The sequence below is a fragment of the Streptomyces sp. NPDC001678 genome, from assembly GCF_042892945.1.
Classification (GTDB): Bacteria; Actinomycetota; Actinomycetes; order Streptomycetales; family Streptomycetaceae; genus Streptomyces.
The window spans coordinates 437854-456359 of the sequence record NZ_JBIAUP010000005.1 but is presented as its reverse complement, the minus strand read 5'-3'; the positions used below and the strand labels follow the sequence as shown (position 1 = coordinate 456359).

Sequence of the window (18506 nt, the reverse complement as noted above, 5' to 3'; positions counted from 1 at the left end):
AGGAGCCGGAGGCAGCGGCCGGTCAGCGGCGGCCGGGGCGGGTCGGCGTGGTGCTGGTCTCGCACAGCAAGGCCGTGGCCGAGTCGACGGCCGCGCTCGCCAAGGCCCTGTTCGGCGCGGGCGACCCGGCGCCGGCGGCCCCCGCCGGCGGGCTGCCGGACGGCGGTGTGGGCACCAGCGCGGAGCTGGTGCGCCGGGCGGTGGCCCGGGTGGACGACGGCGCCGGCGTCGTCGTGCTGTGCGACATGGGCAGCGCGGTCCTCACCGTCAAGGAGCTCCTGGACGCCGGGGAGCTCGGGGACGCGCGGATCGCCGACGCCCCGTTCGTCGAGGGGGCGGTGGCCGCCGTGGTGACGGCCTCGGCGGGCGGCGACCTGGCGGCGGTCCTGGCCGCGACGGACGACGCGCGGACGTACCGCAAGCTCTGACCGGCGACACGGCGGCGGGCGACGGGCATTCGTGGCGAAAGTCTGGAAATGTCTATGTGTCCCGCTCTTCCACCCACGCGGAGGTACAAGCCGCGGTGTCGCGCAGACTGCTGCCGTTCGCACTGGTCCTGGCCTATCTCGTGGCCGTCGTGGTCATCGACCTCAGGACGCCGGCCTATCTGCGGCTCGACGTCTACGCGGCACTCGCCCCGGTGACGGCCGCCGCGGTCTGCACCTACCGGCAGACGGTGTTCGTCGGGCTCGTCGACTTCTTCCTGATGGCGGCGCACCACGGGGTGCTGACCGGCGAGTCCTCACCCGTCAACCGCGTCGGGTCGGTGCTGGGCAACGTCCTCATCGTGGGCGCCGCCATCGCCGTCGCCCGGCTGCGGCGCGACGGCGACGCCCTGCTGGAGCGGGTCCGGGCCACCGGCGAGGCCGCCCAGCGGGCCCTGCTGCGGCCGCTGCCGCTGCGCACCCACAGTGTGGTCGTCGACGGCTTCTACGTCTCCTCGCAGCGGGACGCGCTGGTCGGCGGCGACATCTACGAGGTCGTCGACACCCCGTACGGCACCCGGGTGCTCATCGGGGACGTCCGGGGCAAGGGGCTCGCCACGCTGGGGGCGGGGGCGGCGGTGCTCACCGCGTTCCGGGAGGCGGCCTACCACCGGCGGGACCTGGGCAGTGGGGTCGCGGCGATGGAACAGGGCCTGACCCGCTACCACCGCTCGGCGGAGTACCAGGCGCGCACGGCGGACGCCCACGCGGCGGAGGAGTTCGTCACGGCGCTGGTCATGGGCACCGAGGAGGACCCGGCCGCGCGGGACGGGGCGCCCGGCGAGGTGCCGGTGGTGTTCGTCGACTGCGGGCACCCGGCGCCCTTCCTGATCGGCGCCGACGGCGGGGTGCGCGAGCTGCGTTCGGCGGAGCCCGGGCTGCCGCTGGGGCTGGGCGAGCTGGTGGACGTGCCCAGGGCCCGGCAGCGCGTCACCCTGCCCCCGGACTGCCGGGTGCTCGTCTGCACCGACGGGGTGACCGAGGCGCGCGGCCGGGACGGCGGCTTCTACCCGCTGGCCGAGCGGCTGGACGCGTGGGCCGCCCTGCCCACCCCCGAACTGCTGGGGCGGCTGCGCGCCGACCTCGCCGCGCACACGGGCGGACGGCTCCAGGACGACGTGGCGGTGCTGGTCGTGGAACGGGCGCCCGAGCACGACCCGGGTCCCGACGGCCGGCGGTGAAACACCTCAGCAGCGGAAGAGCTCGAACGCCACTCCCGGCCGGCCGCCGAACCGCTCGGCCACCGCCGACATGGTGCCCGTCAGGAACGTCCGGCAGTAGTGCTCCGGCTCCTCCTCGGTGAGCGCCGCGATATAGGTGCGGTGGCAGAGCAGGGACGCGACGGCCCGTTCGAAACCGGCGCCCACGTCGACGGCGTGGGTGGAGTGCGGGGAACCGGCGACGGCCACGTACCGCACGCCGGTCCAGGGCGGCAGGTCGTCCTCGACCAGGTCGGGGAAGATCCAGCGGTTGCCCGCGTCGGCCACGGCGTCCAGCGCGGCCCTGCCCACGGCCCGGTGGTCGGGGGAGTTCCAGTACCCACCGGGCCAGGTGTCGTGGTGGTTGAGGGTCACCACCAGCTCCGGGCGGTGGCGGCGGATCGCGGCGGCGAACTCCCGGCGCAGGGGCAGGCCGTATTCGATGACGCCGTCGGTGTGCCCCAGGAACTCGACGGCCCGCACCCCCACGGCCGCGGCGCTCTCGCGCTGCTCGCGCTCCCGCAGGGGCGCGGCCTCGCCGGGCCCGAGCGTGTCGATGCCCGCCTCCCCGAAGGAGGCCAGCAGATAGGCGCACGAGCGGCCGTCGTCGGTCCAGGCGGCGACGGCGGCCGAGGCGCCGTACTCCAGGTCGTCGGGGTGGGCGACGATCGCCAGGGCGCGGGTCCAGTCGGTGGGCATCTCGGCGAGGGGGACGCTCATGACGGCAGCGTAGGCCGGTGGCACCGTTCCTTTTCACTCTTCCTCGCGACACGCGGGAACCAGGTGGACGCGCGGTCCGACTATCTGGTCCGGGTCCGCTGCAATGGCCCCGGAACGTCGAGCTTTGTGGAGTTACTGATGCGCCCTCGTGCGTGGTGCGGTGTGCTGGCCGCTGTGGCCCTGTCGGCGACGGCCTGTGGGGGCGGTGGCGGTGAGGCGGAGAAGACCGACGGCGCCGGGGCGGCCGCCTCGGCGCGGGCCGGCTTCCCGGTGACCGTCAGCGACTGCATGGGGGCGAGGACGACGTTCGACGCGGCGCCCAAGAAGATCGTCACCAGCAACGCCGCCGGCCTGGAGCTGCTGATGTGGCTGGGCGCGGGCGACAAGGTCGCCGGTACGGGCTTCCCGCCCGGCAAGGGCGCGCTGCCGGAGCAGTACGGCGAGGCCGGGGCGAAGGTGCCGGTGCTCGGCAGGAGTGTGATCCCCAAGGAGAAGCTGCTCGGCTCGGGCGCCGACCTCTACGTGGACGCGTTCTCCTCCATGAAGAACATGGGCAAGATGGGCGACGCCCCCACGGCCGAGGAGTTCAAGGCCGCGGGCATCAAGCACGTCTTCCTGAAGTCCACGGCCTGCGCCTCCATGGCCAAGGCCCCCCGCACGGACCTCTCCGGCGTCGAGGCCGACATCGAGGAGCTCGGCAAGGTGACGGGCACCTCGGCCCGCGCGACCGAGCTGGTGGCGGGCATGCGCAAGAAGACCGCCGAGGTCCGGGACGCCCTGAAGGACGTACCCGCCGACAAGCGGCCCACCTACTTCCTCTTCGACTACGACGCGGGCACCAAGCAGCCCATGGCCGTGTGCAACCGCCAGGTGGCCAACGCCGTGATCGGCATGGCGGGCGGCCGGAACGTCTTCGCCGACTGCGACGGCGACTTCAAGCCCGTCGGCTGGGAGGACGTCGTGGCCAAGGACCCGGACTGGATCCAGCTGGCCGTCCGCAACCGCGGCAGCGAGGAGGCCAACGCCAAGGCCTTCGACGAGGCCGCCGAGTTCCTGAAGACCTTCCCCGCGACGGCCGGCCTCAAGGCCGTCAAGGAGGGGCACTTCGTGCGGATCAACTCCGAGCGCACCACCATCGGCGGGGTGCGCAGCGCGGACACCGTGCGGGAGATCGCCCACACCCTCCACCCGGACCGGGTCAAGTAGATGACGGCGCTCGCCGCCGCCGGCACGGCGGAGGAGGGGGAGCCGGGCGTCCGTACCGTGGGCGCCGGCTGGGTCTGCGCGGCCCTGGCCGTCGCGCTGGTGGCGGCGCTCGCCGCGTCCGTGTGCCTGGGCTCGACCCGGGTGCCGCTGGAGCAGGTGTGGTCGGCGGTGGTGCGCGGGATCAGCGGCCGGGAGCCCGCGCCCGGCACCCAGGACCTGATCGTGTGGCGGCTGCGGGTGCCGCGCGCGCTGCTGGCGGCCGTGGTGGGCGCGGGCCTGGGCCTGGTCGGCACGGCCGTCCAGGCCCTGGTCCGCAACCCGCTGGCCGACCCGTATCTGCTGGGCATCTCCAGCGGCGCGTCCCTGGGCGCGGTCGGCGCGCTCGTCCTGGGGGCGAGCGCGGGCGGGGCGCTGGGCATCGGGCTGTCCTCGGCGGCGTTCGCCGGGGCGCTCGCCTCGTTCGCGCTGGTGTGGGCCTTCGCCCGGCGCGGGGGCGGCTTCCGGCCGCTGCGCCTGGTGCTGGCGGGGGTGGGCATCGGGCAGTTCCTGTCCGGCTTCACCCACTACCTGGTGCTCCAGGCGGGCGACGAACAGCGCACGCACGGCGCGCTGTTCTGGCTGATGGGCTCGCTCGGCGGCGCCCAGTGGGCCACCCTCGCGCTGCCCGCGGCCGCCGTCGTGGCGGCCACGGCGGTCCTGCTGGCCCGGGCCCGGGCGCTCAACGCGATGCTGATGGGCGACGAGACGGCCGCGAGCCTGGGCGTCGACGTCACCCGGCTGCGGCGCGAGCTGTTCGTGGCCACGAGCCTGCTGACGGGCGTGCTGGTGTCGGTGTCCGGGGCGATCGGCTTCGTGGGCCTGATGGTCCCGCACGCCTGCCGGATGCTCGTGGGCGGCGACCACCGCCGGCTGCTGCCGGTGACCGCGCTGTTCGGCGCCGTGCTGCTCACCGTCGTCGACCTGGTGGCCCGTACCGCCCTGCCCGACCAGGAGCTGCCGGTGGGCGTGGTCACCTCCCTGATCGGCGCGCCGACCCTGCTGTACCTGCTGGACCGACGTCTGGAGCGGCCATGAGGATCTCCGTCGAGGGCCTGGAGGTCCGGCTGTCGGGACGGACGGTGGTCTCCGGGGTCGACCTGCTCGCCGCCGAGGGCGAGATCGCGGGTCTCGTGGGCCCCAACGGCAGCGGCAAGTCGACCGTGCTGCGCACCGTCTACCGGCACTTGCGCCCGCACGCGGGCCGGGTGCTGGTCGGCGGTACGGACATCCGGGAACTGTCCGCCGTCGCCTCCGCCCGCCGGGTGGCGGCGCTGCCGCAGGAGCGGGGCACGGACTTCGAGCTGTCGGTCCGCGAGGTCGTCGCCATGGGCCGCACCCCCTACAAGCGGGCCTTCGCCGGCGAGGACGCCGCCGACCGGGACGTGGTGAGCGAGTCCCTGGCCCACGTGGGCATGGCCCACGCGGCGCGGCGCCGCTTCTCCGCGCTCTCCGGCGGCGAACGCCAGCGCGTGCTGCTGGCCCGGGCGCTGGCCCAGGCCCCCGAGGTGCTGGTGCTGGACGAGCCGACCAACCACCTGGACGTCCGCCACCAGGTGGAGCTGCTGACCCTGCTGCGCGCCCAGCGCCGTACGACCCTTCTCGCCCTCCACGACCTCAACGCGGCCGCCTCGGTCTGCGACCGGCTGCACGTCCTCCACGACGGGGCGGTGGTCGCCTCGGGCACCCCGCGCGAGGTGCTCACGGCCGAGCTGCTGGCGGAGGTGTTCGGGGTGCGGGCGGCGGTGGTGGAACACCCGCTGACGGGCGACCCGCTGATCGCGTTCGACCACCGGGCGCCGGCGGGGGCGGACCTGACGACGGCCGGGTGACATCACGGCACGACCGTCCAGCGCTGACGGGCGTCGTCGCCGCACTTCTCGATCGTCACATAGGCCGCCTCCCGCACCGCCGGCACCAGGCACAGGTGCGCCCTGTCGTTGCGGAAGCGGAGGGTGCCGTCGCCGTACGTCTCCACCTGCCAGCGGTGGCCCGCGCCGTCCTCCCCGGCGCCGCGGTCCATCCAGCTGTGCACCAAGGTGCGCTCACCGGGCTGGGTGCCGGCCTTGCCGGCGCGGCTGGTGCTCAGCGCGGTGCCGTCGCGGCCGGACCGGCCGAAGGTGTCCAGGTAGGCCGTTCCACGCACGCAGCCGGACCAGCTTGTCACGGGACTCCCACGCGCGCGCGTCCACCGCGCGGGAGTTGTCCCACCGCTGCTGGGCGGGGCTGTCGCCGCACGGGAGGGCCCCGACCGGCTCTTCGTTGCCCGCACCGGTCAGGCACAGATCCGGATGGACCGAGTTGTGCCGGCGCAGCGGACCGCCGGGGGCACCCGGATCGTCGGGGCTGCCGCCGACGGCGAAGCGGTCCGTTGCCGACCTCCGACCAGCAGTCCGGCCGCCATCAGCGCGGAGGTGAGGACCGCCGTCAGCCGCGATCTCCCTTGTGGAGCGATCGGGTCGCGGCTACGGAAAACCGCAGCATCGAACACGCCCCGCTGTGTTCGTGGTCTTCCACGATGGTCCGGTGATCCGCGCGCCGGGCAGGGTGGTTTCCGCGCCGGTCGGCATCAGCCGGCCCCGCCCCCCTTCAGCAAGGAGATTTCCATGGCCCTCGCTTTCCTCCGCCGTCGTGCCGTCACCGCCGGCGCCCTCGCCCTGGCCGCCTCCGCCTTCGCGGGCGTCGTCACCGCGACCCCGGCGCAGGCCTCCACGTGCTCCGTCCAGGGGCACGGCGGCTCGTACATCTGCGAGTACGGCAAGAAGACCATCAAGTTCCCCAACGGTCAGCAGCAGATCTTCGTGATCGGCACGGACTACGCGGTGTGGACCACCTACGACTTCGCGAACGGCGACTGGTCCAGCTGGGAGTCGATGGGCGGGACGCTCCGCAGCGGCGTCACCGTCAAGGGCGAGGGCACCTGGAACCCGACCATCTCGGCCACCGGCACCGACGGCAACCAGTGGTCCCGGCACCGTCTGGACTCCGGCACCTGGACCCCCTGGACGCGCGGCTGACCACCGTCGCGACCGTCCCCTGCTCCCCCGCTAGTCCCCCGCGTCGGCCACGAAGTGGCTGACGCGCCCGTCCCGCCGGACGACCCGCCCCAGCCGCTCGGCCTCCTCGCGCCGCACCAGCCGCGCCGCGCCGTCCGGCATCCGCAGCACCGTCGTGTGCCACGGAGTGGCCCACGCGTCGTCCGCGTCCAGCAGCCGGATCCCGAACTTGGCGGAGCCGGGTCGCTGCGGATGGATGGACAGCCGCACGGACCGGGGGAAGTGCTCGGCGATGAGATCGCCCCACGCGCGGCTGCGGGCCATCACCCCGTACGCCCGCGTGCGGCACTCCCGCTGCAACGCCGACCGGCTGCCCTCGAAGTCCGCCGTGTCCTCCACCAGGAACCGGGTGATGCCCCGGTAGAGCCTGGCCGTCTCCATGTCCGTGCGCGTCAGGGCGCGCAGCGAGTCGAGCGACGGGGCGTACGCCTCGACGACCAGGCGGCGCTTCTCGTCGTGCGGCAGGTCGCCGTGGACCTGCCGCAGGTCGAAGGTGTCGAGGTGCGCGAGGCCCTCCCGCTGTACGAGGGCGCGCAGTTCGTCCCCGTAGGCGTCGATGTGCTCGTCGGGCACGCGGATGAGGTCGCCGAAGATATGCCCGTCCGAGCAGATGACCAGGCGCGCGCCCGGCGCGTATATCTCGCCGATGCGGTCGCAGAGCCGGTCGAGGAAGGCCAGCGAGAGCCGCTCGCCCTCGTCGGGCAGGTGGCCGAGGACCTTGGCCGGGTTGGGGGACTTGCAGGGGAAACCGGGGAGCGTGAGGACGACCGGCTCGCCCGTGTCGGTGAACTCCCGTATCTGGGCGAGCTGTTCCGGGTGGTCGGCGGGGTCCGGGGAGGACGCGCCGGTGGTGCGGTGGAAGGGCAGGAGCAGCCGGAGGATCCGGGCTTCGGGGGAGGTCGCGGCCGCGAGGGCCGTGGAGGTCATGGCGGGTATCACGTGCGGGGCCACTTCGGATCAAGGGGGCAGACGGGCGCGTGGGGCACGACGGTGGCGTCAGCCATGACGGGCGCGTCGGTGGACACATCAGGCGCGTCGGGCGCGTCGAAGGCGACGGGCAGCGCGGTCGTGCCCCGGCCGAGGACGGCGGGGATCCACTCGAGCTCGCCGTCGGGCACGGCGAGCCGCAGTCCGGGCAGCCGGGCGATCAGCGTGCCGAGGGCGACCTGGAGTTCGATACGGGCCAGGGCGGCGCCCGGGCAGAAGTGGGTGCCGTGGCCGAAGGCCAGGTGCGGGCCCTGCGCCCGGTCGAGGTCGAGGACGCCGGGGTCGGGGAAGCGCTCGGGGTCGCGGTTGGCCGCGCAGAGGGAGACGATCACGGAGTCGCCGGCCGGGACGCGGGTGCCGTGCAGCTCGGCGTCCTCGGCGAAGAAGCGCCAGGTGGTGAGCTCGAAGGCGCTGTCGAGGCGCAGCAGCTCCTCTACGGCGCGCGGCATGAGACCGGGTTCGGCGCGCAGCCGCTCCAGGGCCTGCGGATGGCGCGTCAGGGCCACCAGGGCGGTGGTGATCTGGTTGGTGACCGGTTCCTGGCCGGCCACGAGCAGCTGGAAGATCATGGAGTCGAGCTCTTCGGGGCTCAGCTCGCCCTCGTCGCGGGCGGTGACGAGCCGGGAGAGCAGACCGTCGCCGGGGTGCTCGCGCCGGTCGGCGACGATCTCGGCGATGTACTCCTGGAGGCCGCGCAGCAGCGCCTCGTAGGCCGGGCGGCCGGGGTCGGTGGGGCCGACGGGCGCGACGACCTTGCCCCACTCGCGGCGGAAGCGGGCCGCGAGGTGCGGGGGCAGGCCGATGACCTCGGCGAGGACCTGGAAGGGGAAACGGGCGGCGAAGCAGCGCACGAGGTCGACGGAGCCCGCCGCCCCGCCTTCGGGTGCCGGCATCGCGTCGACGAGCGCGTCGGCCATCTCCTGAAAGCGCGGCCGCAGCGCCTCCACGCGCCGTGGCGCGAAAGCATCGGTGATCAGGCGGCGCATGGCGGTGTGCTTCGGCGCGTCCTGGTGGAGGAGGTGGACCTGGAGCTGGGAGTGCTGGGGCTCGGGCATGATCGAGGCGCGGGCGCGCCAGCGGTCGTTGCCGAGGGCGTGGTTCTTGCCCAGCCGGGGGTCGGCGAGGGTCCGCTGCGCGGCGGTGTGCCCGGTGACCAGCCAGGCGGTGACCCCGCTGGGGAAGAGCACCCGGTGGATGGGGCCGGCCTCGCGCATCCGCTCGTACAGCGGGTACGGATCGCGCTTGTACTCGGGGCCGTAGAGGGGCACGGGATCGGGCAGCGGCACGGTGGGAGTCTCCTCGCGAAATGATGGACCCTTAGTGATGGTCCCTTGAGGAGTCGTACCGTTCCGGGGGTGAGTTCCCGGCCATTTCGGCGAGGTGCGCGCCGGGTCCGGGAAGGGGTCGGCGAGGGGTCCTTCGATCTCCGGGTAGTCGGCCGCGGGGGCCCGCTGGTTCCCGGCCGGGAAAGGGACAATCCTCACGCGCCGGGAAGTGGCCGAAGCGCCCGGGCACCGGCTCGCGCCGTGTCACGATGCGGCGATGACCGCACGTCTGGCACGCCCTCCGCTCCGCCCTTACGCCACCCTGGCCGGCTTCGTCCTGCTGCTGGCCGTTCTCTTCGGCGTCTCCTACGCGGCCGGTTCGGCCGCCGGCCCCGTCGCGCCCGGCCTCCACCGCGTGGGCGGCGCGAACCCCGGATCGGGTGACGGCTCCGGCGGCGGAACCGACGGGAACATGGGCGGTATGCCCGGGATGGGCCACTGATGAGTACGACCACGACCAAGGGCGCCACGGACGCCGCCGTCGTCACCGAACTGATCGTCGGCGGGATGACCTGCGCCGCGTGCGTGGCCCGCATCGAGAAGAAGCTCGGCCGGCTGGAGGGCGTGAGCGCCACCGTCAACCTGGCCACCTGCCGGGCGCGCGTCAGCCACCCGGCCACCGTGCCGGTGGCGGAGCTGATCGCGGTGGTGGAGGGCGCGGGCTTCACGGCCGCGCTGCCGGAGCCGGAGCCGGAGGAGCCGGCGACGGACGCCGGGGACACCGCCGGGAACGGCCGGCCGGACGGCCCCGCCGTCACCCGCCTCCTCGTCACCGCCCTGCTGTCGGTGCCGGTCCTGGTGCTCTCCATGGTGCCCGCCCTTCAGTTCGACAACTGGCAGTGGCTGTGTTTCGTGCTGGCCTCGCCGGTCGCGGTGTGGGGCTCCTGGCCGTTCCACGAGCGGGCGCTGCGCGGGCTGCGGCACGCGGCCGCCACCATGGACACCCTGGTCTCGCTCGGCGTCCTGGCCTCCTACGGCTGGTCCGCGTACGCGCTCTTCCTCGGCGGCGCCGGGCGGCCGGGGATGCGGATGCCGTTCACGCTGGTGCCCTCGATGACGGGGGGTACGGCGGACGTCTATCTGGAAGCGGTGGTCGGCGTACCGCTGTTCGTGCTGACGGGCCGGCTGCTGGAGGCCCGGGCCCGGCGCGGCACGGGCTCGGCGTTGCGCGCGCTGGCGTCGCTCGCGGCGAAGGACGCGGTCGTCCGGGACGCGGACGGCACGGAACGGCGCGTTCCCATCGCCCGGTTGCGGGTGGGCGACGTGTTCGTCGTACGCCCCGGGGAGCGTGTCGCCACCGACGGTGTGGTGGTCGCGGGCAGCTCAGCGCTGGACCTGTCGCTGGTGACGGGCGAGAGCGCGCCCGTCGAGGCCGGTCCCGGCACGGCCGTGGTCGGCGGCGCGGTCAACTCCGGCGGGCTGCTGGAGGTACGTGCCGAGGCCGTCGGCGCGGACACCCAGCTGGCCCGGATCGCCCGGCTGGTGGAGGAGGCGCAGGCGGGCAAGGCCCGGGTGCAACGCGTCGCGGACGCGGTCGCGGGCGTCTTCGTCCCGGCGGTACTGGCCGTCGCGGTCACGGTCCTCGGCTTCTGGCTGGGCGCGGGCGCCGCCCCGCAGGCGGCGGTCACGGCGGCGGTCGCCGTGCTCGTGGTGGCCTGCCCCTGCGCCCTGGGCCTGGCCACCCCCACCGCGCTGCTGGCCGCGACGGGCCGGGGCGCGGGCCTGGGCATCCTGGTCAGCGGCCCGCAGGCGCTGGAGGGCCTGCGCCGGGTGGACACGGTGGTCCTCGACAAGACGGGCACGCTGACGACCGGTTCGATGACGGTCACGGAGGTCACGGGCGACACGGCGGCCCTGCGCCTGGCCGCGGCGGCGGAGTCGGGCTCGGAACACCCGGTGGGGCGCGCCGTCCACGCCCACGTACGGGAGACGACGCCGCAGGACGCGCCGCTGCCGCGGGCGACGGACTTCACGGCGACGGCGGGCGTGGGCGTACGGGCGGTGGTGGAGGGCCGCGTGGTGGAGGTGACGCGGCCGGACGGCGAAGGGACGGAACGGCCGGAACTCCCCGCCCCCCTCGCCGACGCCCTCGCCCGCGCCGAGCGGCACGGCCGCACCGCCGTCCTCGCCCGCGTCGACGGCGAGCCCCGGGCCGTGATCGCCCTCGGCGACACCGTCCGCGCCGGCGGCTACCGCGCCGTCGACCACCTCAAGCGCCTCGGCCTGCGGCCCGTGCTGGCCACCGGCGACGGCGCGGCGGCCGCCCACGCCGTGGCCGACGAGCTGGGCATCGCCGAGGTCCACGCCCGGGCCACCCCCGAGGACAAGGCGGAGCTCGTCCGCACGCTCCGCGAGCGCGGCCACCGCGTCGCGGTCATCGGCGACGGGGTCAACGACACCGCCGCCCTGGCGGGCGCCGACCTCGGCATCGCCATGGGCGGCGGCACGGACGCCGCCATCGGGGCGGCCGACGTGACGCTCGTCCGCGAGGACATGGGCGCGCTGGCCGACGCCGTCCGGCTGGCCCGCCGTACCTCCGTCACCGTCCGGTCCAATCTCCTGTGGGCCTTCGGCTACAACATGGTCACCGTGCCGCTCGCCGCGGTCGGGCTGCTCAGCCCGATGGTCGCGGCGGCGGCGATGTCCGCCAGTTCGCTGCTGGTCGTGGGCAACAGCCTGCGGCTGCGCGGCTGGCAACCGCGCCCCGCGCGCGCCACTGCGAACAAGCGGAGGACGCTCCGATGAACGACACGAAGGACTCCCTGCTCCGCACCGCGCGAGCGGCCCTCGTCCCGGTCGCGGCCTGCGCCGTGGCCCTCGGCGGGCTGACGGCCTGGACGGCCTCCGGCGCGGCGGGCCGTCCCGCCTCCGTGACGGTGGAGGACGGCCGGGTCTTCCAGCCCTTCGGGATCGAGAGCACGGCGGCGATGTTCCGTCTGCGCAACACCGGCGACGCGGACGACGAACTCATCGGCGTCGACGTCCCCACAGCGGGCGGCGCGATGCTGAGCCGTACGACCGTGAAGAACGGCGCGGGCACGATGAAGATGATCGCGTCCACGACCGTCCCCGCCCGCGGCACGGTGGAGATGTCCCCGCACGAGCTGGACGTCATGGTCTACCGGCCGCCCCTGGTGCGCGTCGGCGAGCGGCTCCCGTTCGTCTTCCGGTTCAGGAAGAGCGGCGTCGTACGGGTGGACGCGGTGGTCGTCCGCCCCGGCAACAGGCCGCTCACCCAGCACTGAACAGCACTGAGCAGCACTGAGCAGCACTGAGCAGCACTGAGAACGAGTGAGGGGCTGCGGCGCCACCTGGCACCGCAGCCCCTCACTCCGTCAATCGATCACCCGGCGAGCGCCGGCACCCGCTCCGGCAGCGGCGCCGGAACCCGTACCACCGCCGCCCCCCGCTCGGCCGCGTCCAGCTGCACGATCAGCGTCTCGCGCGCCCGCGCCACGCGCGAGCGGACCGTGCCGACCGGGCAGCCCGCGACGACCGCGGCCTCCGCGTAGGGCAGGCCCAGCAGCTGCGTCAGGACGAACGCCTCGCGGCGCTCGTACGGCAGCCGGTCGAGGAGCTGCGAGAGCGCGACGCCCTCGTCGAAGCCGGGCAGCTCCGCGGACTGGGTGCGCTCCGCCGCCGACTGCCAGTCGTCCGTGTCCGACAGCCGGGGCCGCGCCGCCTGGAAGCGGATCCGGTCCACGACCGTGCGGCGGGCGATGGACAGCAGCCAGGTCCGGGCCGACGAGCGGCCCTCGAAGCGCGGCAGCGAGCGCAGGGCCCGCAGGAACGTCTCCTGGACGAGGTCGTCGGCGCCCTGCGGGTCGTTGCTGAGCCGTGCCACGTACCGCCGGACGTCGGTCTGGGTGGCGCGGATGAATCGTTCCACCGCGTCGGCGTCACCACCGCGCGCCGCCAGCGCCCAGGCGGTCACGCTCTCGTCGTCACGCACGGCGGCCCCCGGTGGCAGCGGCCGGCCCGGTGCCGGGGACGATGGCGGGGTGCACTGCGCTGACGTCCGTACCGCCATATCCGCCCGCGCCGACGGCGAGGAACTGCCGCCGGGGGTGTCCGGCGCGGCGCTCGACGCGCATCTTCCGGTCTGTACCGAGTGCCGTGACTGGGAGAAACGGGTGCACCGGCTCAAGGTGCTCACGGCGGGCCTGAGGCTCGTGTGACGGGTGAGTCCCGTACGAGCGGACCGCCGGTGTGAGGGCAGGGGTCATCGCCCTGGGTCCTTCCTGGAATCCGGGCGCCCGGCAGCACGGCGTGGTGTCGCTCGTGGTGACGAGGACGGCAGCCGTGGACAGGCGGGCCCGGTGAGGTGATTCGGCCCGGTCGGTCACCGCCGCGAGCCCGGAATCCCGAATTGAGGAAGGGCTCAGCCGACGGCGACGACGGGTCCGGGCGGACCGCGCGTGGCGAGGACATGGGCGTAGAGCAGTTGGCGCAGCCGCTGCGCGGCACGCCCGAAACCGGCCCGGACGCGGGGCGGCCGGGGCCGCGCCGGTACGTCGTGGAAGAGGAGGACCAGCGGGCCGCGCAGCCGTGTGGCGATGGTCCGGCCGAGCCGGAAGGCGGCCTGTTCGCCTCCGGAGAGCCAGATGCCGCAGATGAGGGCGACGAGGACGTGGGCGGACCACATGCCCAGGGCGCCATGGCCCGCGTGCATGGACATGGACATCCCGCCCATGCCGTGGTCCATGGGCGGCATACTCCCGTGATCCATGGGCATGGCCGTGGAAGCGGTGAACCCACCGCAGACGAGATCGGACGCGGTCGCCGACTCACCGCCGGCGACCGGCCCCGTCGCACGGTCGGCGACGCTCTGGGCGACCGTGAAGAAGGAGTGCAGCCCGGTCTGCGCGCCCACCGTGGCGAGCGTGATCAGCAGGGGGCCGCGTTCACGGCCGGCCAGGAACCAGGCGCAGCCGCCCGTCGTCGTGAGGGCGACGGCTATCGCCCACCACGGGACGGTGGTGCCGGACATCACGGCGTGGCCCAGGGCCGCGAGCAGCACACAGACCGCTGCGAACACACCGGCTCGCAGCGCACGCGGGACCTGTCCGGTCTGCTGCCCTGCTCTCATGACGAGGACATCGTTGCACCCGCCCGGCGCGGGCCGATAGCGGGGGGCGCGCTGACGCCCGTACGACCCCCCGCTCGGGTGCAGACACGGGTGCGGATCAGAAGAAGTAGGCGCCTCGGTGTGGCGCGTGCGCGCCGGTCGGGCGCTCCTCCCGCGTGCGTGCTCCGTGACACGCTCACGCTCAGCCCGGGCGCGCGAAGCGGCGGGCCGCCACCGCGAGGGCCGCTGCCGCGAGCACGGCCGTGAGGGCGAGCTCCGCCGCGACGGGCAGCTGCGGCACGGCGGGCGGCCCGGCGACCCCGATCGCGCGACGCAGCGGATCGACCGCGTAGGTCAGCGGGTTCGCCAGACAGACCAGGGCCAGCCACCTCGGCAGGCCGGACAGCGGGAACATCGCCCCGGAGAGGAAGAGCATCGGCGCGAGGGCGAAGCCCAGGACCGCCTGGAAGGTCTGGATGCGGGTGATGCAGACGGCGGCGAGGGCGCCGAGGGCGGTCAGGGACAAGGCGGTGAGGAAGAGCTCGGCGACCAGGGTGGCGATCAGGGCGGGATCGTAGGGGGTACGGGCCGTCCAGGCCAGGGGCAGGACGAGGGCGCCCTGACAGGTGGCCACGGTCGCCCCGCCCGCGCACTTGCCCAGCAGCAGAGCGCTCCGTCGCACCGGTGCCACGAGCATCTCGCGCAGGAAGCCGGTCTCCCGGTCCCAGACGATGGAGGATCCCGCGCCGATGGCGGGCGTCTGCACGGTCATGGCGAGGACGCCGGGGAAGAGATAGGCGCGGTAGGCGGCGGAATCCGCGCCGGCGAAGGAGCCCAGCCCCGTACCGAGCACCAGCAGGAAGAGCAGCGGCTGCAGGAGGCCGAGGGCCACGCGGCCCCGGTTGCGCAGGAAGTGGATCATCTCGCGCTGCCAGACGACGCGGACGGCGCGCAGCTCGCCGGTCAGGGCCACCGTCATCGCACGGCCTCCGCGTCACGGATCGTACGGCCCGTGCAGTGCAGGAAGACGTCGTCGAGGCTGGGCCGGGTGACGGCGACCGACAACAGCGGGACGCCGAGGTTCGCGCACAGGACGGGGACGAAGGCGGCGCCGTCGGGAACCCGGGCCCACAGCCCGTCCGGTCCGGCGGTGGCGTCGTCCAGGCCGAAGCGCTCCCGGAGCGCGGCCAGGGCGGCGCGGTCGTCGGCGGTGCGGAGCTGGACCCGGTCGGTGCCGATGGCGGCCTTGAGGGCCGCCGGCGTGCCCTCGGTGACGATGCGGCCGTCGTCGATGATGGCGATGCGGTCGCAGTGTTCGGCCTCGTCGAGGTAGTGGGTGGTCAGGAAGAGGGTGATGTCGTGCTCTCTGCGTACGTGGTGCAGATGCGCCCACAGCTGGGCGCGGCTCTGCGGGTCGAGGCCGAGCGTCGGCTCGTCCAGGAACAGCACCCGGGGTGTGTGCAGCAGACCCCGGGCGATTTCGAGCCGGCGTTTCATGCCGCCGGAGAAGGTGCGGACGAGGCTGTCCCGGCGGTCGGCCAGGCCCACGAGGTCGAGCATCCTGTCGATCCCCGCGCGCGTGGCGCGTCTGGGCAGCCCGTAGAGCTCGGCGTGGAAGCGCAGGTTCTCGGCGGCCGTCAGATCGCCGTCGACGGTGAGGTCCTGGAAGACCAGCCCGATGCGGCGGCGTACGGCGTGGGGGTCGGCGGTCACGTCGGCGCCGCCGACGCGGGCGCGGCCGCCGGTGGGGCGGGCGAGCGTGCACAGCATCGCGATGGTGGTGGACTTGCCGGCGCCGTTGGGGCCGAGGAAGCCGAAGGTCTCGCCGGGGCGGACCGTCAGGTCCACGCCGCGGACGGCCGCCACGCCGCCGGGGTAGGTCTTCCGGAGATCCCGCGCGAGGATCGCGGCCCGCTCGCCGGTCATGGGCGGGCACGACGGGACCGGGCCGGGACACGGCGGGGGCGGCTCGGGACACGACGGGGCCGGCTCGGGACACGACGGGGCCGGCTCGGGACGGTCATCATGCGGCGGTAGTAGCCCGCGGACCCGTACGGCTCGCCGATCGGCTGCCCGTCGACCTCGACCCAGGCGTGGGCGCGGAACGGAGCGGTGCGCACTCCCGTGCACCAGTCGGGCCACACACCGCGCATGCGGCACAACAGGACGGTGGCGACGGAGCGCTGGAGGCAGCCCTCTCCGGCACAGCGGGGGCTGACGGCGACGACCTCCTGGCGGGCGGCGAGGGCCTGCGCGGCGGTGGCGGGGGCGGCTCCGCGGCGGATCACCAGGAGCGCCCGGCGGATGCGGCCGGGCGGGAGGAGGACGAGCAGCCGGGCGACGGCGACGGCCAGGAGGACGGGCGGCCGCCGGTGGAGGGGCAGGGTTTCCCGGGCGGTGGCCGGGATCATCGGCTGGCTCATGTCCGCACCGCCAGGCGGGCGTCGAGCAACGCGGTGAGGAGGGAGGTCACGTCCTGTGCCGTCCGCTCGGCGGTGAGCCGCGGGTGGCGCTCGCCGAGGCGGCGTGCGGTGTCCTGTGGGGTGGCACCGTCGAGCAGGGTGCGCAGGATGAAGGCGGCCGTGGCGTTGAGCTGCCAGTAGCGGCCGGTGGTTTCGTCGAGCAGCACCATTCCGTCGTCGGTGTCCGCGGCGGAGACGCCGCGGCGCAGGGCGAGGGTCATGGCGGGCCTCCGGGGGTCGCGCCGGGGACGGTCAGGGAGCGGAGCCAGACCTCGCAGGCCAGGGTGGGTTCCAGGTGGCGCAGCGCCTCCGGTGTGGCGTGCAGGCCGAGCAGGATCGCGCGGACGGCGGCGGCGTCCACGAGGCCCGCGCGGGCGAGCCGGGAGTCCTCGAACAGCCGCAGCAGTTCGGCGCGGTTGTGCCGCAGTCCGGCGTAGAAGTCGCCGGTGAACTCGCCCTTGGTGGAACGTCCGAGGAGGGCCTCGGGCACCGTGCCGCGCATCGCCGTGGCGAGGACCGGCTTGTACCGGTGGGGCGCGTTGCGTTCCGGCACCCGTACGGACAGGGCGGCCTCGACGACGCCGTCGTCGAAGTAGGGCGCGGCGTGCTCCAGCCCCAAGGCGGAGGACACCTGGTGCAGCTGGCGGGCGCTGCGGGCCCCTGCCCGCACATAGGCGAGTGCCGCGTGCTGGCCCCGCTGCGGGGCCAGGGGTTCCGCGTCGGCGGCGGCGTCGCGGAGCATGCCGCGCACCTCTCGGGCCGCGTCCGGTGTCGCCCACGGGGGCAGGTGCGGATCCGAGCCCCAGGCGAGGGACGGAGGAGTACCGGCACGCTGTGGCGGAGGGGTACGGGTGAGGCCTCGCGCCGAGCCGGCCACCCACTGGCGGTATGTGCTGCGGTCGGCCAGGCCACGGAGCATGGGCAGCAGCGGCCAGCGGTGGAGGGAGGACTGTCTGCGGATGCGGGCGAGGGCGGCCAGCGGCCGGGCGCGGAAGTAGTCGTGCAGGTGCGGGGGGAACGCGGTGAACAGCTCGTCACCACCGATACCGGTCAGGTGCAGACGCGATCCCCTGCCGATCAGCAAGGTGACGATCCGCTCGCGTCTGGCGGTGTCCCGTACCCAACAGCCGGGCTCCTCGGTCGGGATCGCGAAGCCGGTCAGTCCCCCGAGCCACAGTGGCAGCCGGGAGCGGTCGGTGCGTACGTGTTCCGCGGTGGGCAGTTCGGCGGCGGCGCGCGCGGCCCAGGCGGTGTCGTCGTTACCCGGGTCGAGACCCTCCCAGTGCAGGGTGACGAGGTGCGCCCTGCTCCGGGCCGCCAGGAAGCACAGGCTGGTGGAGTCCATCCCTCCGGAGAGGTCCGAGCTCACCGTGCCGCCACCGGCCGTACGGGACGCCACCGCCGCGAGCAGGGCCCGGCGCACCTCCCGGGCCCCCTCGGCCGCCGGCAGTACGGGTTCCGGGGGCGTCCACCACCTCCGGGTACGGGCGCGGCCGTCCGGTTCGACGATCAGGCAGTCCCAGGGGGGCACCTCCCGGACTCCGTGCCATGGGCACCGGTCGCCGAGCGGGTGCGGAGGGGCCGTGGCGAGCAGGAAGGGGGCCAGGAGCCGTTCGTCCACGCCCGCCCCGGTCAGCGAGGCGAGTCTGTCGGCGCGGCTGGCGGCCACCGTCACACCGCCGACCCGCGTGTGGAAGACCCGGCGCAGACCGGACGCGCTGCCGCGCACCCTCACCCGGCCCGCGACCGAGGCCACCACATGGAAGCTGCCCGCGAGGCCCTGGACCGCCCGCTCCACGTCGGAGACGTCCCCGATCCGTCTCGCCCTCGCGAGCAGCGCACCGGCGGTGACCGGGCATCGCCCGATCACCGCCAGCCGTACCGCCCCCGCGTGAGCCACCGTCACCTGACTTTCCGGCCAACTGCCCAGCAGCCACGGACGTCCGGAACCATGGTCGACCG

General features: G+C 74.6%; 21 protein-coding genes. 10 read left to right on the top strand and 11 right to left on the bottom strand.

Annotated elements, in window-relative coordinates; genetic code table 11:
- The first annotated feature begins 47 nt into the window (after nucleotides 1–47).
- Both ACFYZR_RS13885 and ACFYZR_RS13880 read left to right on the top strand, forming a co-directional pair.
- Nucleotides 48–428, top strand: a complete 381-nt coding sequence (locus tag ACFYZR_RS13885; RefSeq protein ID WP_391909818.1) for a PTS-dependent dihydroxyacetone kinase phosphotransferase subunit DhaM — start codon at nucleotides 48–50, stop codon at nucleotides 426–428.
- 95 nt (nucleotides 429–523) lie between these two features.
- The gene (locus tag ACFYZR_RS13880) at nucleotides 524–1666 is read left to right on the top strand and encodes a PP2C family protein-serine/threonine phosphatase (protein ID WP_391909580.1); all 1143 of its coding nucleotides are present in this window, start codon (nucleotides 524–526) and stop codon (nucleotides 1664–1666) included.
- Nucleotides 1667–1672: 6 nt separating this feature from the next.
- Here ACFYZR_RS13880 and ACFYZR_RS13875 read toward each other — a convergent pair whose 3' ends face one another.
- Complete coding sequence (locus ACFYZR_RS13875) at nucleotides 1673–2404, bottom strand: PIG-L deacetylase family protein (protein WP_391909578.1); 732 nt, start codon at nucleotides 2402–2404, stop codon at nucleotides 1673–1675.
- Between the two features lie 138 nt (nucleotides 2405–2542).
- On the opposite strand from ACFYZR_RS13875, the gene ACFYZR_RS13870 reads away from it, so the two are divergent.
- From ACFYZR_RS13870 to ACFYZR_RS13860, 3 genes are read left to right on the top strand one after another with little or no spacing between them, the layout of a single operon-like run.
- The gene (locus tag ACFYZR_RS13870; protein ID WP_391909575.1) at nucleotides 2543–3610 is read left to right on the top strand and encodes an ABC transporter substrate-binding protein; all 1068 of its coding nucleotides are present in this window, start codon (nucleotides 2543–2545) and stop codon (nucleotides 3608–3610) included.
- Entirely contained in the window at nucleotides 3611–4684 is a 1074-nt protein-coding gene (locus ACFYZR_RS13865; RefSeq protein ID WP_391909572.1) for a FecCD family ABC transporter permease, read from the top strand.
- Nucleotides 4681–5478 (top strand): ABC transporter ATP-binding protein, encoded by a 798-nt coding sequence (locus ACFYZR_RS13860; protein WP_391909569.1) that lies wholly within the window; start codon nucleotides 4681–4683, stop codon nucleotides 5476–5478. Before ACFYZR_RS13865 ends, ACFYZR_RS13860 begins: the two co-directional genes overlap by 4 nt.
- Nucleotides 5479–5480: 2 nt before the next feature.
- On the opposite strand, the gene ACFYZR_RS13855 is transcribed toward ACFYZR_RS13860, so the two are convergent.
- On the bottom strand, nucleotides 5481–5813 hold the full coding sequence (locus tag ACFYZR_RS13855) for a hypothetical protein (protein ID WP_391909566.1): 333 nt from the start codon (nucleotides 5811–5813) through the stop codon (nucleotides 5481–5483).
- Between the two features lie 439 nt (nucleotides 5814–6252).
- Between ACFYZR_RS13855 and ACFYZR_RS13850 the strand changes: the two genes are divergently transcribed.
- Nucleotides 6253–6663: a hypothetical protein gene (locus tag ACFYZR_RS13850; protein ID WP_391909564.1), complete on the top strand. Its 411-nt coding sequence runs from the start codon at nucleotides 6253–6255 to the stop codon at nucleotides 6661–6663.
- A 30-nt stretch (nucleotides 6664–6693) separates the two neighbouring features.
- On the opposite strand, the gene ACFYZR_RS13845 is transcribed toward ACFYZR_RS13850, so the two are convergent.
- Nucleotides 6694–7629: an L-tyrosine/L-tryptophan isonitrile synthase family protein gene (locus ACFYZR_RS13845; protein WP_391909562.1), complete on the bottom strand. Its 936-nt coding sequence runs from the start codon at nucleotides 7627–7629 to the stop codon at nucleotides 6694–6696.
- A gap of 8 nt (nucleotides 7630–7637) precedes the next feature.
- Nucleotides 7638–8975, bottom strand: coding sequence for a cytochrome P450 (locus ACFYZR_RS13840; protein WP_391909559.1), 1338 nt, complete (start codon nucleotides 8973–8975; stop codon nucleotides 7638–7640).
- Between the two features lie 256 nt (nucleotides 8976–9231).
- Here ACFYZR_RS13840 and ACFYZR_RS13835 point away from each other — a divergent pair, with 256 nt between their 5' ends.
- From ACFYZR_RS13835 to ACFYZR_RS13825, 3 genes are read left to right on the top strand one after another with little or no spacing between them, the layout of a single operon-like run.
- Nucleotides 9232–9456, top strand: a complete 225-nt coding sequence (locus ACFYZR_RS13835) for a hypothetical protein (RefSeq protein WP_391909556.1) — start codon at nucleotides 9232–9234, stop codon at nucleotides 9454–9456.
- Nucleotides 9456–11759, top strand: coding sequence for a heavy metal translocating P-type ATPase (locus ACFYZR_RS13830; protein WP_391909553.1), 2304 nt, complete (start codon nucleotides 9456–9458; stop codon nucleotides 11757–11759). Before ACFYZR_RS13835 ends, ACFYZR_RS13830 begins: the two co-directional genes overlap by 1 nt.
- On the top strand, nucleotides 11756–12259 hold the full coding sequence (locus tag ACFYZR_RS13825) for a copper chaperone PCu(A)C (protein WP_391909551.1): 504 nt from the start codon (nucleotides 11756–11758) through the stop codon (nucleotides 12257–12259). Before ACFYZR_RS13830 ends, ACFYZR_RS13825 begins: the two co-directional genes overlap by 4 nt.
- Nucleotides 12260–12357: 98 nt before the next feature.
- Here ACFYZR_RS13825 and ACFYZR_RS13820 read toward each other — a convergent pair whose 3' ends face one another.
- The gene (locus ACFYZR_RS13820) at nucleotides 12358–12966 is read right to left on the bottom strand and encodes a sigma-70 family RNA polymerase sigma factor (protein ID WP_391909548.1); all 609 of its coding nucleotides are present in this window, start codon (nucleotides 12964–12966) and stop codon (nucleotides 12358–12360) included.
- Nucleotides 12967–13015: 49 nt separating this feature from the next.
- Here ACFYZR_RS13820 and ACFYZR_RS13815 point away from each other — a divergent pair, with 49 nt between their 5' ends.
- The gene (locus ACFYZR_RS13815) at nucleotides 13016–13192 is read left to right on the top strand and encodes a zf-HC2 domain-containing protein (RefSeq protein ID WP_391909546.1); all 177 of its coding nucleotides are present in this window, start codon (nucleotides 13016–13018) and stop codon (nucleotides 13190–13192) included.
- A gap of 203 nt (nucleotides 13193–13395) precedes the next feature.
- Here ACFYZR_RS13815 and ACFYZR_RS13810 read toward each other — a convergent pair whose 3' ends face one another.
- The 6 genes from ACFYZR_RS13810 to ACFYZR_RS13785 all read right to left on the bottom strand — a co-directional run bounded on the left by ACFYZR_RS13810 (nucleotide 13396) and on the right by ACFYZR_RS13785 (nucleotide 18450).
- The gene (locus ACFYZR_RS13810) at nucleotides 13396–14103 is read right to left on the bottom strand and encodes a hypothetical protein (protein ID WP_391909543.1); all 708 of its coding nucleotides are present in this window, start codon (nucleotides 14101–14103) and stop codon (nucleotides 13396–13398) included.
- Between the two features lie 181 nt (nucleotides 14104–14284).
- The gene (locus tag ACFYZR_RS13805; RefSeq protein ID WP_391909540.1) at nucleotides 14285–15061 is read right to left on the bottom strand and encodes an ABC transporter permease; all 777 of its coding nucleotides are present in this window, start codon (nucleotides 15059–15061) and stop codon (nucleotides 14285–14287) included.
- Nucleotides 15058–16008 (bottom strand): ATP-binding cassette domain-containing protein, encoded by a 951-nt coding sequence (locus ACFYZR_RS13800; RefSeq protein WP_391909537.1) that lies wholly within the window; start codon nucleotides 16006–16008, stop codon nucleotides 15058–15060. The genes ACFYZR_RS13805 and ACFYZR_RS13800 overlap by 4 nt, the downstream gene beginning before the upstream one ends.
- Entirely contained in the window at nucleotides 16005–16505 is a 501-nt protein-coding gene (locus ACFYZR_RS13795) for a lasso peptide biosynthesis B2 protein (protein ID WP_391909534.1), read from the bottom strand. Before ACFYZR_RS13795 ends, ACFYZR_RS13800 begins: the two co-directional genes overlap by 4 nt.
- On the bottom strand, nucleotides 16502–16765 hold the full coding sequence (locus ACFYZR_RS13790) for a lasso peptide biosynthesis PqqD family chaperone (protein WP_391909531.1): 264 nt from the start codon (nucleotides 16763–16765) through the stop codon (nucleotides 16502–16504). The genes ACFYZR_RS13795 and ACFYZR_RS13790 overlap by 4 nt, the downstream gene beginning before the upstream one ends.
- Nucleotides 16762–18450, bottom strand: a complete 1689-nt coding sequence (locus ACFYZR_RS13785) for an asparagine synthase-related protein (protein WP_391909528.1) — start codon at nucleotides 18448–18450, stop codon at nucleotides 16762–16764. Before ACFYZR_RS13785 ends, ACFYZR_RS13790 begins: the two co-directional genes overlap by 4 nt.
- Nucleotides 18451–18506: the final 56 nt, after the last annotated feature.

Bases quoted from the DNA above. Each gene is read 5' to 3' on its own strand.
- ACFYZR_RS13800 (WP_391909537.1), bottom strand. From the start codon at position 16,008: ATGACCGGCGAGCGGGCCGCGATCCTCGCGCGGGATCTCCGGAAGACC.
- ACFYZR_RS13825 (WP_391909551.1), top strand. From the start codon at position 11,756: ATGAACGACACGAAGGACTCCCTGCTCCGCACCGCGCGAGCGGCCCTC.
- ACFYZR_RS13810 (WP_391909543.1), bottom strand. From the start codon at position 14,103: ATGAGAGCAGGGCAGCAGACCGGACAGGTCCCGCGTGCGCTGCGAGCC.
- ACFYZR_RS13870 (WP_391909575.1), top strand. From the start codon at position 2,543: ATGCGCCCTCGTGCGTGGTGCGGTGTGCTGGCCGCTGTGGCCCTGTCG.
- ACFYZR_RS13790 (WP_391909531.1), bottom strand. From the start codon at position 16,765: ATGACCCTCGCCCTGCGCCGCGGCGTCTCCGCCGCGGACACCGACGAC.
- ACFYZR_RS13830 (WP_391909553.1), top strand. From the start codon at position 9,456: ATGAGTACGACCACGACCAAGGGCGCCACGGACGCCGCCGTCGTCACC.
- ACFYZR_RS13875 (WP_391909578.1), bottom strand. From the start codon at position 2,404: ATGAGCGTCCCCCTCGCCGAGATGCCCACCGACTGGACCCGCGCCCTG.
- ACFYZR_RS13865 (WP_391909572.1), top strand. From the start codon at position 3,611: ATGACGGCGCTCGCCGCCGCCGGCACGGCGGAGGAGGGGGAGCCGGGC.
- ACFYZR_RS13795 (WP_391909534.1), bottom strand. From the start codon at position 16,505: ATGAGCCAGCCGATGATCCCGGCCACCGCCCGGGAAACCCTGCCCCTC.
- ACFYZR_RS13850 (WP_391909564.1), top strand. From the start codon at position 6,253: ATGGCCCTCGCTTTCCTCCGCCGTCGTGCCGTCACCGCCGGCGCCCTC.
- ACFYZR_RS13860 (WP_391909569.1), top strand. From the start codon at position 4,681: ATGAGGATCTCCGTCGAGGGCCTGGAGGTCCGGCTGTCGGGACGGACG.
- ACFYZR_RS13845 (WP_391909562.1), bottom strand. From the start codon at position 7,629: ATGACCTCCACGGCCCTCGCGGCCGCGACCTCCCCCGAAGCCCGGATC.
- ACFYZR_RS13835 (WP_391909556.1), top strand. From the start codon at position 9,232: ATGACCGCACGTCTGGCACGCCCTCCGCTCCGCCCTTACGCCACCCTG.
- ACFYZR_RS13805 (WP_391909540.1), bottom strand. From the start codon at position 15,061: ATGACGGTGGCCCTGACCGGCGAGCTGCGCGCCGTCCGCGTCGTCTGG.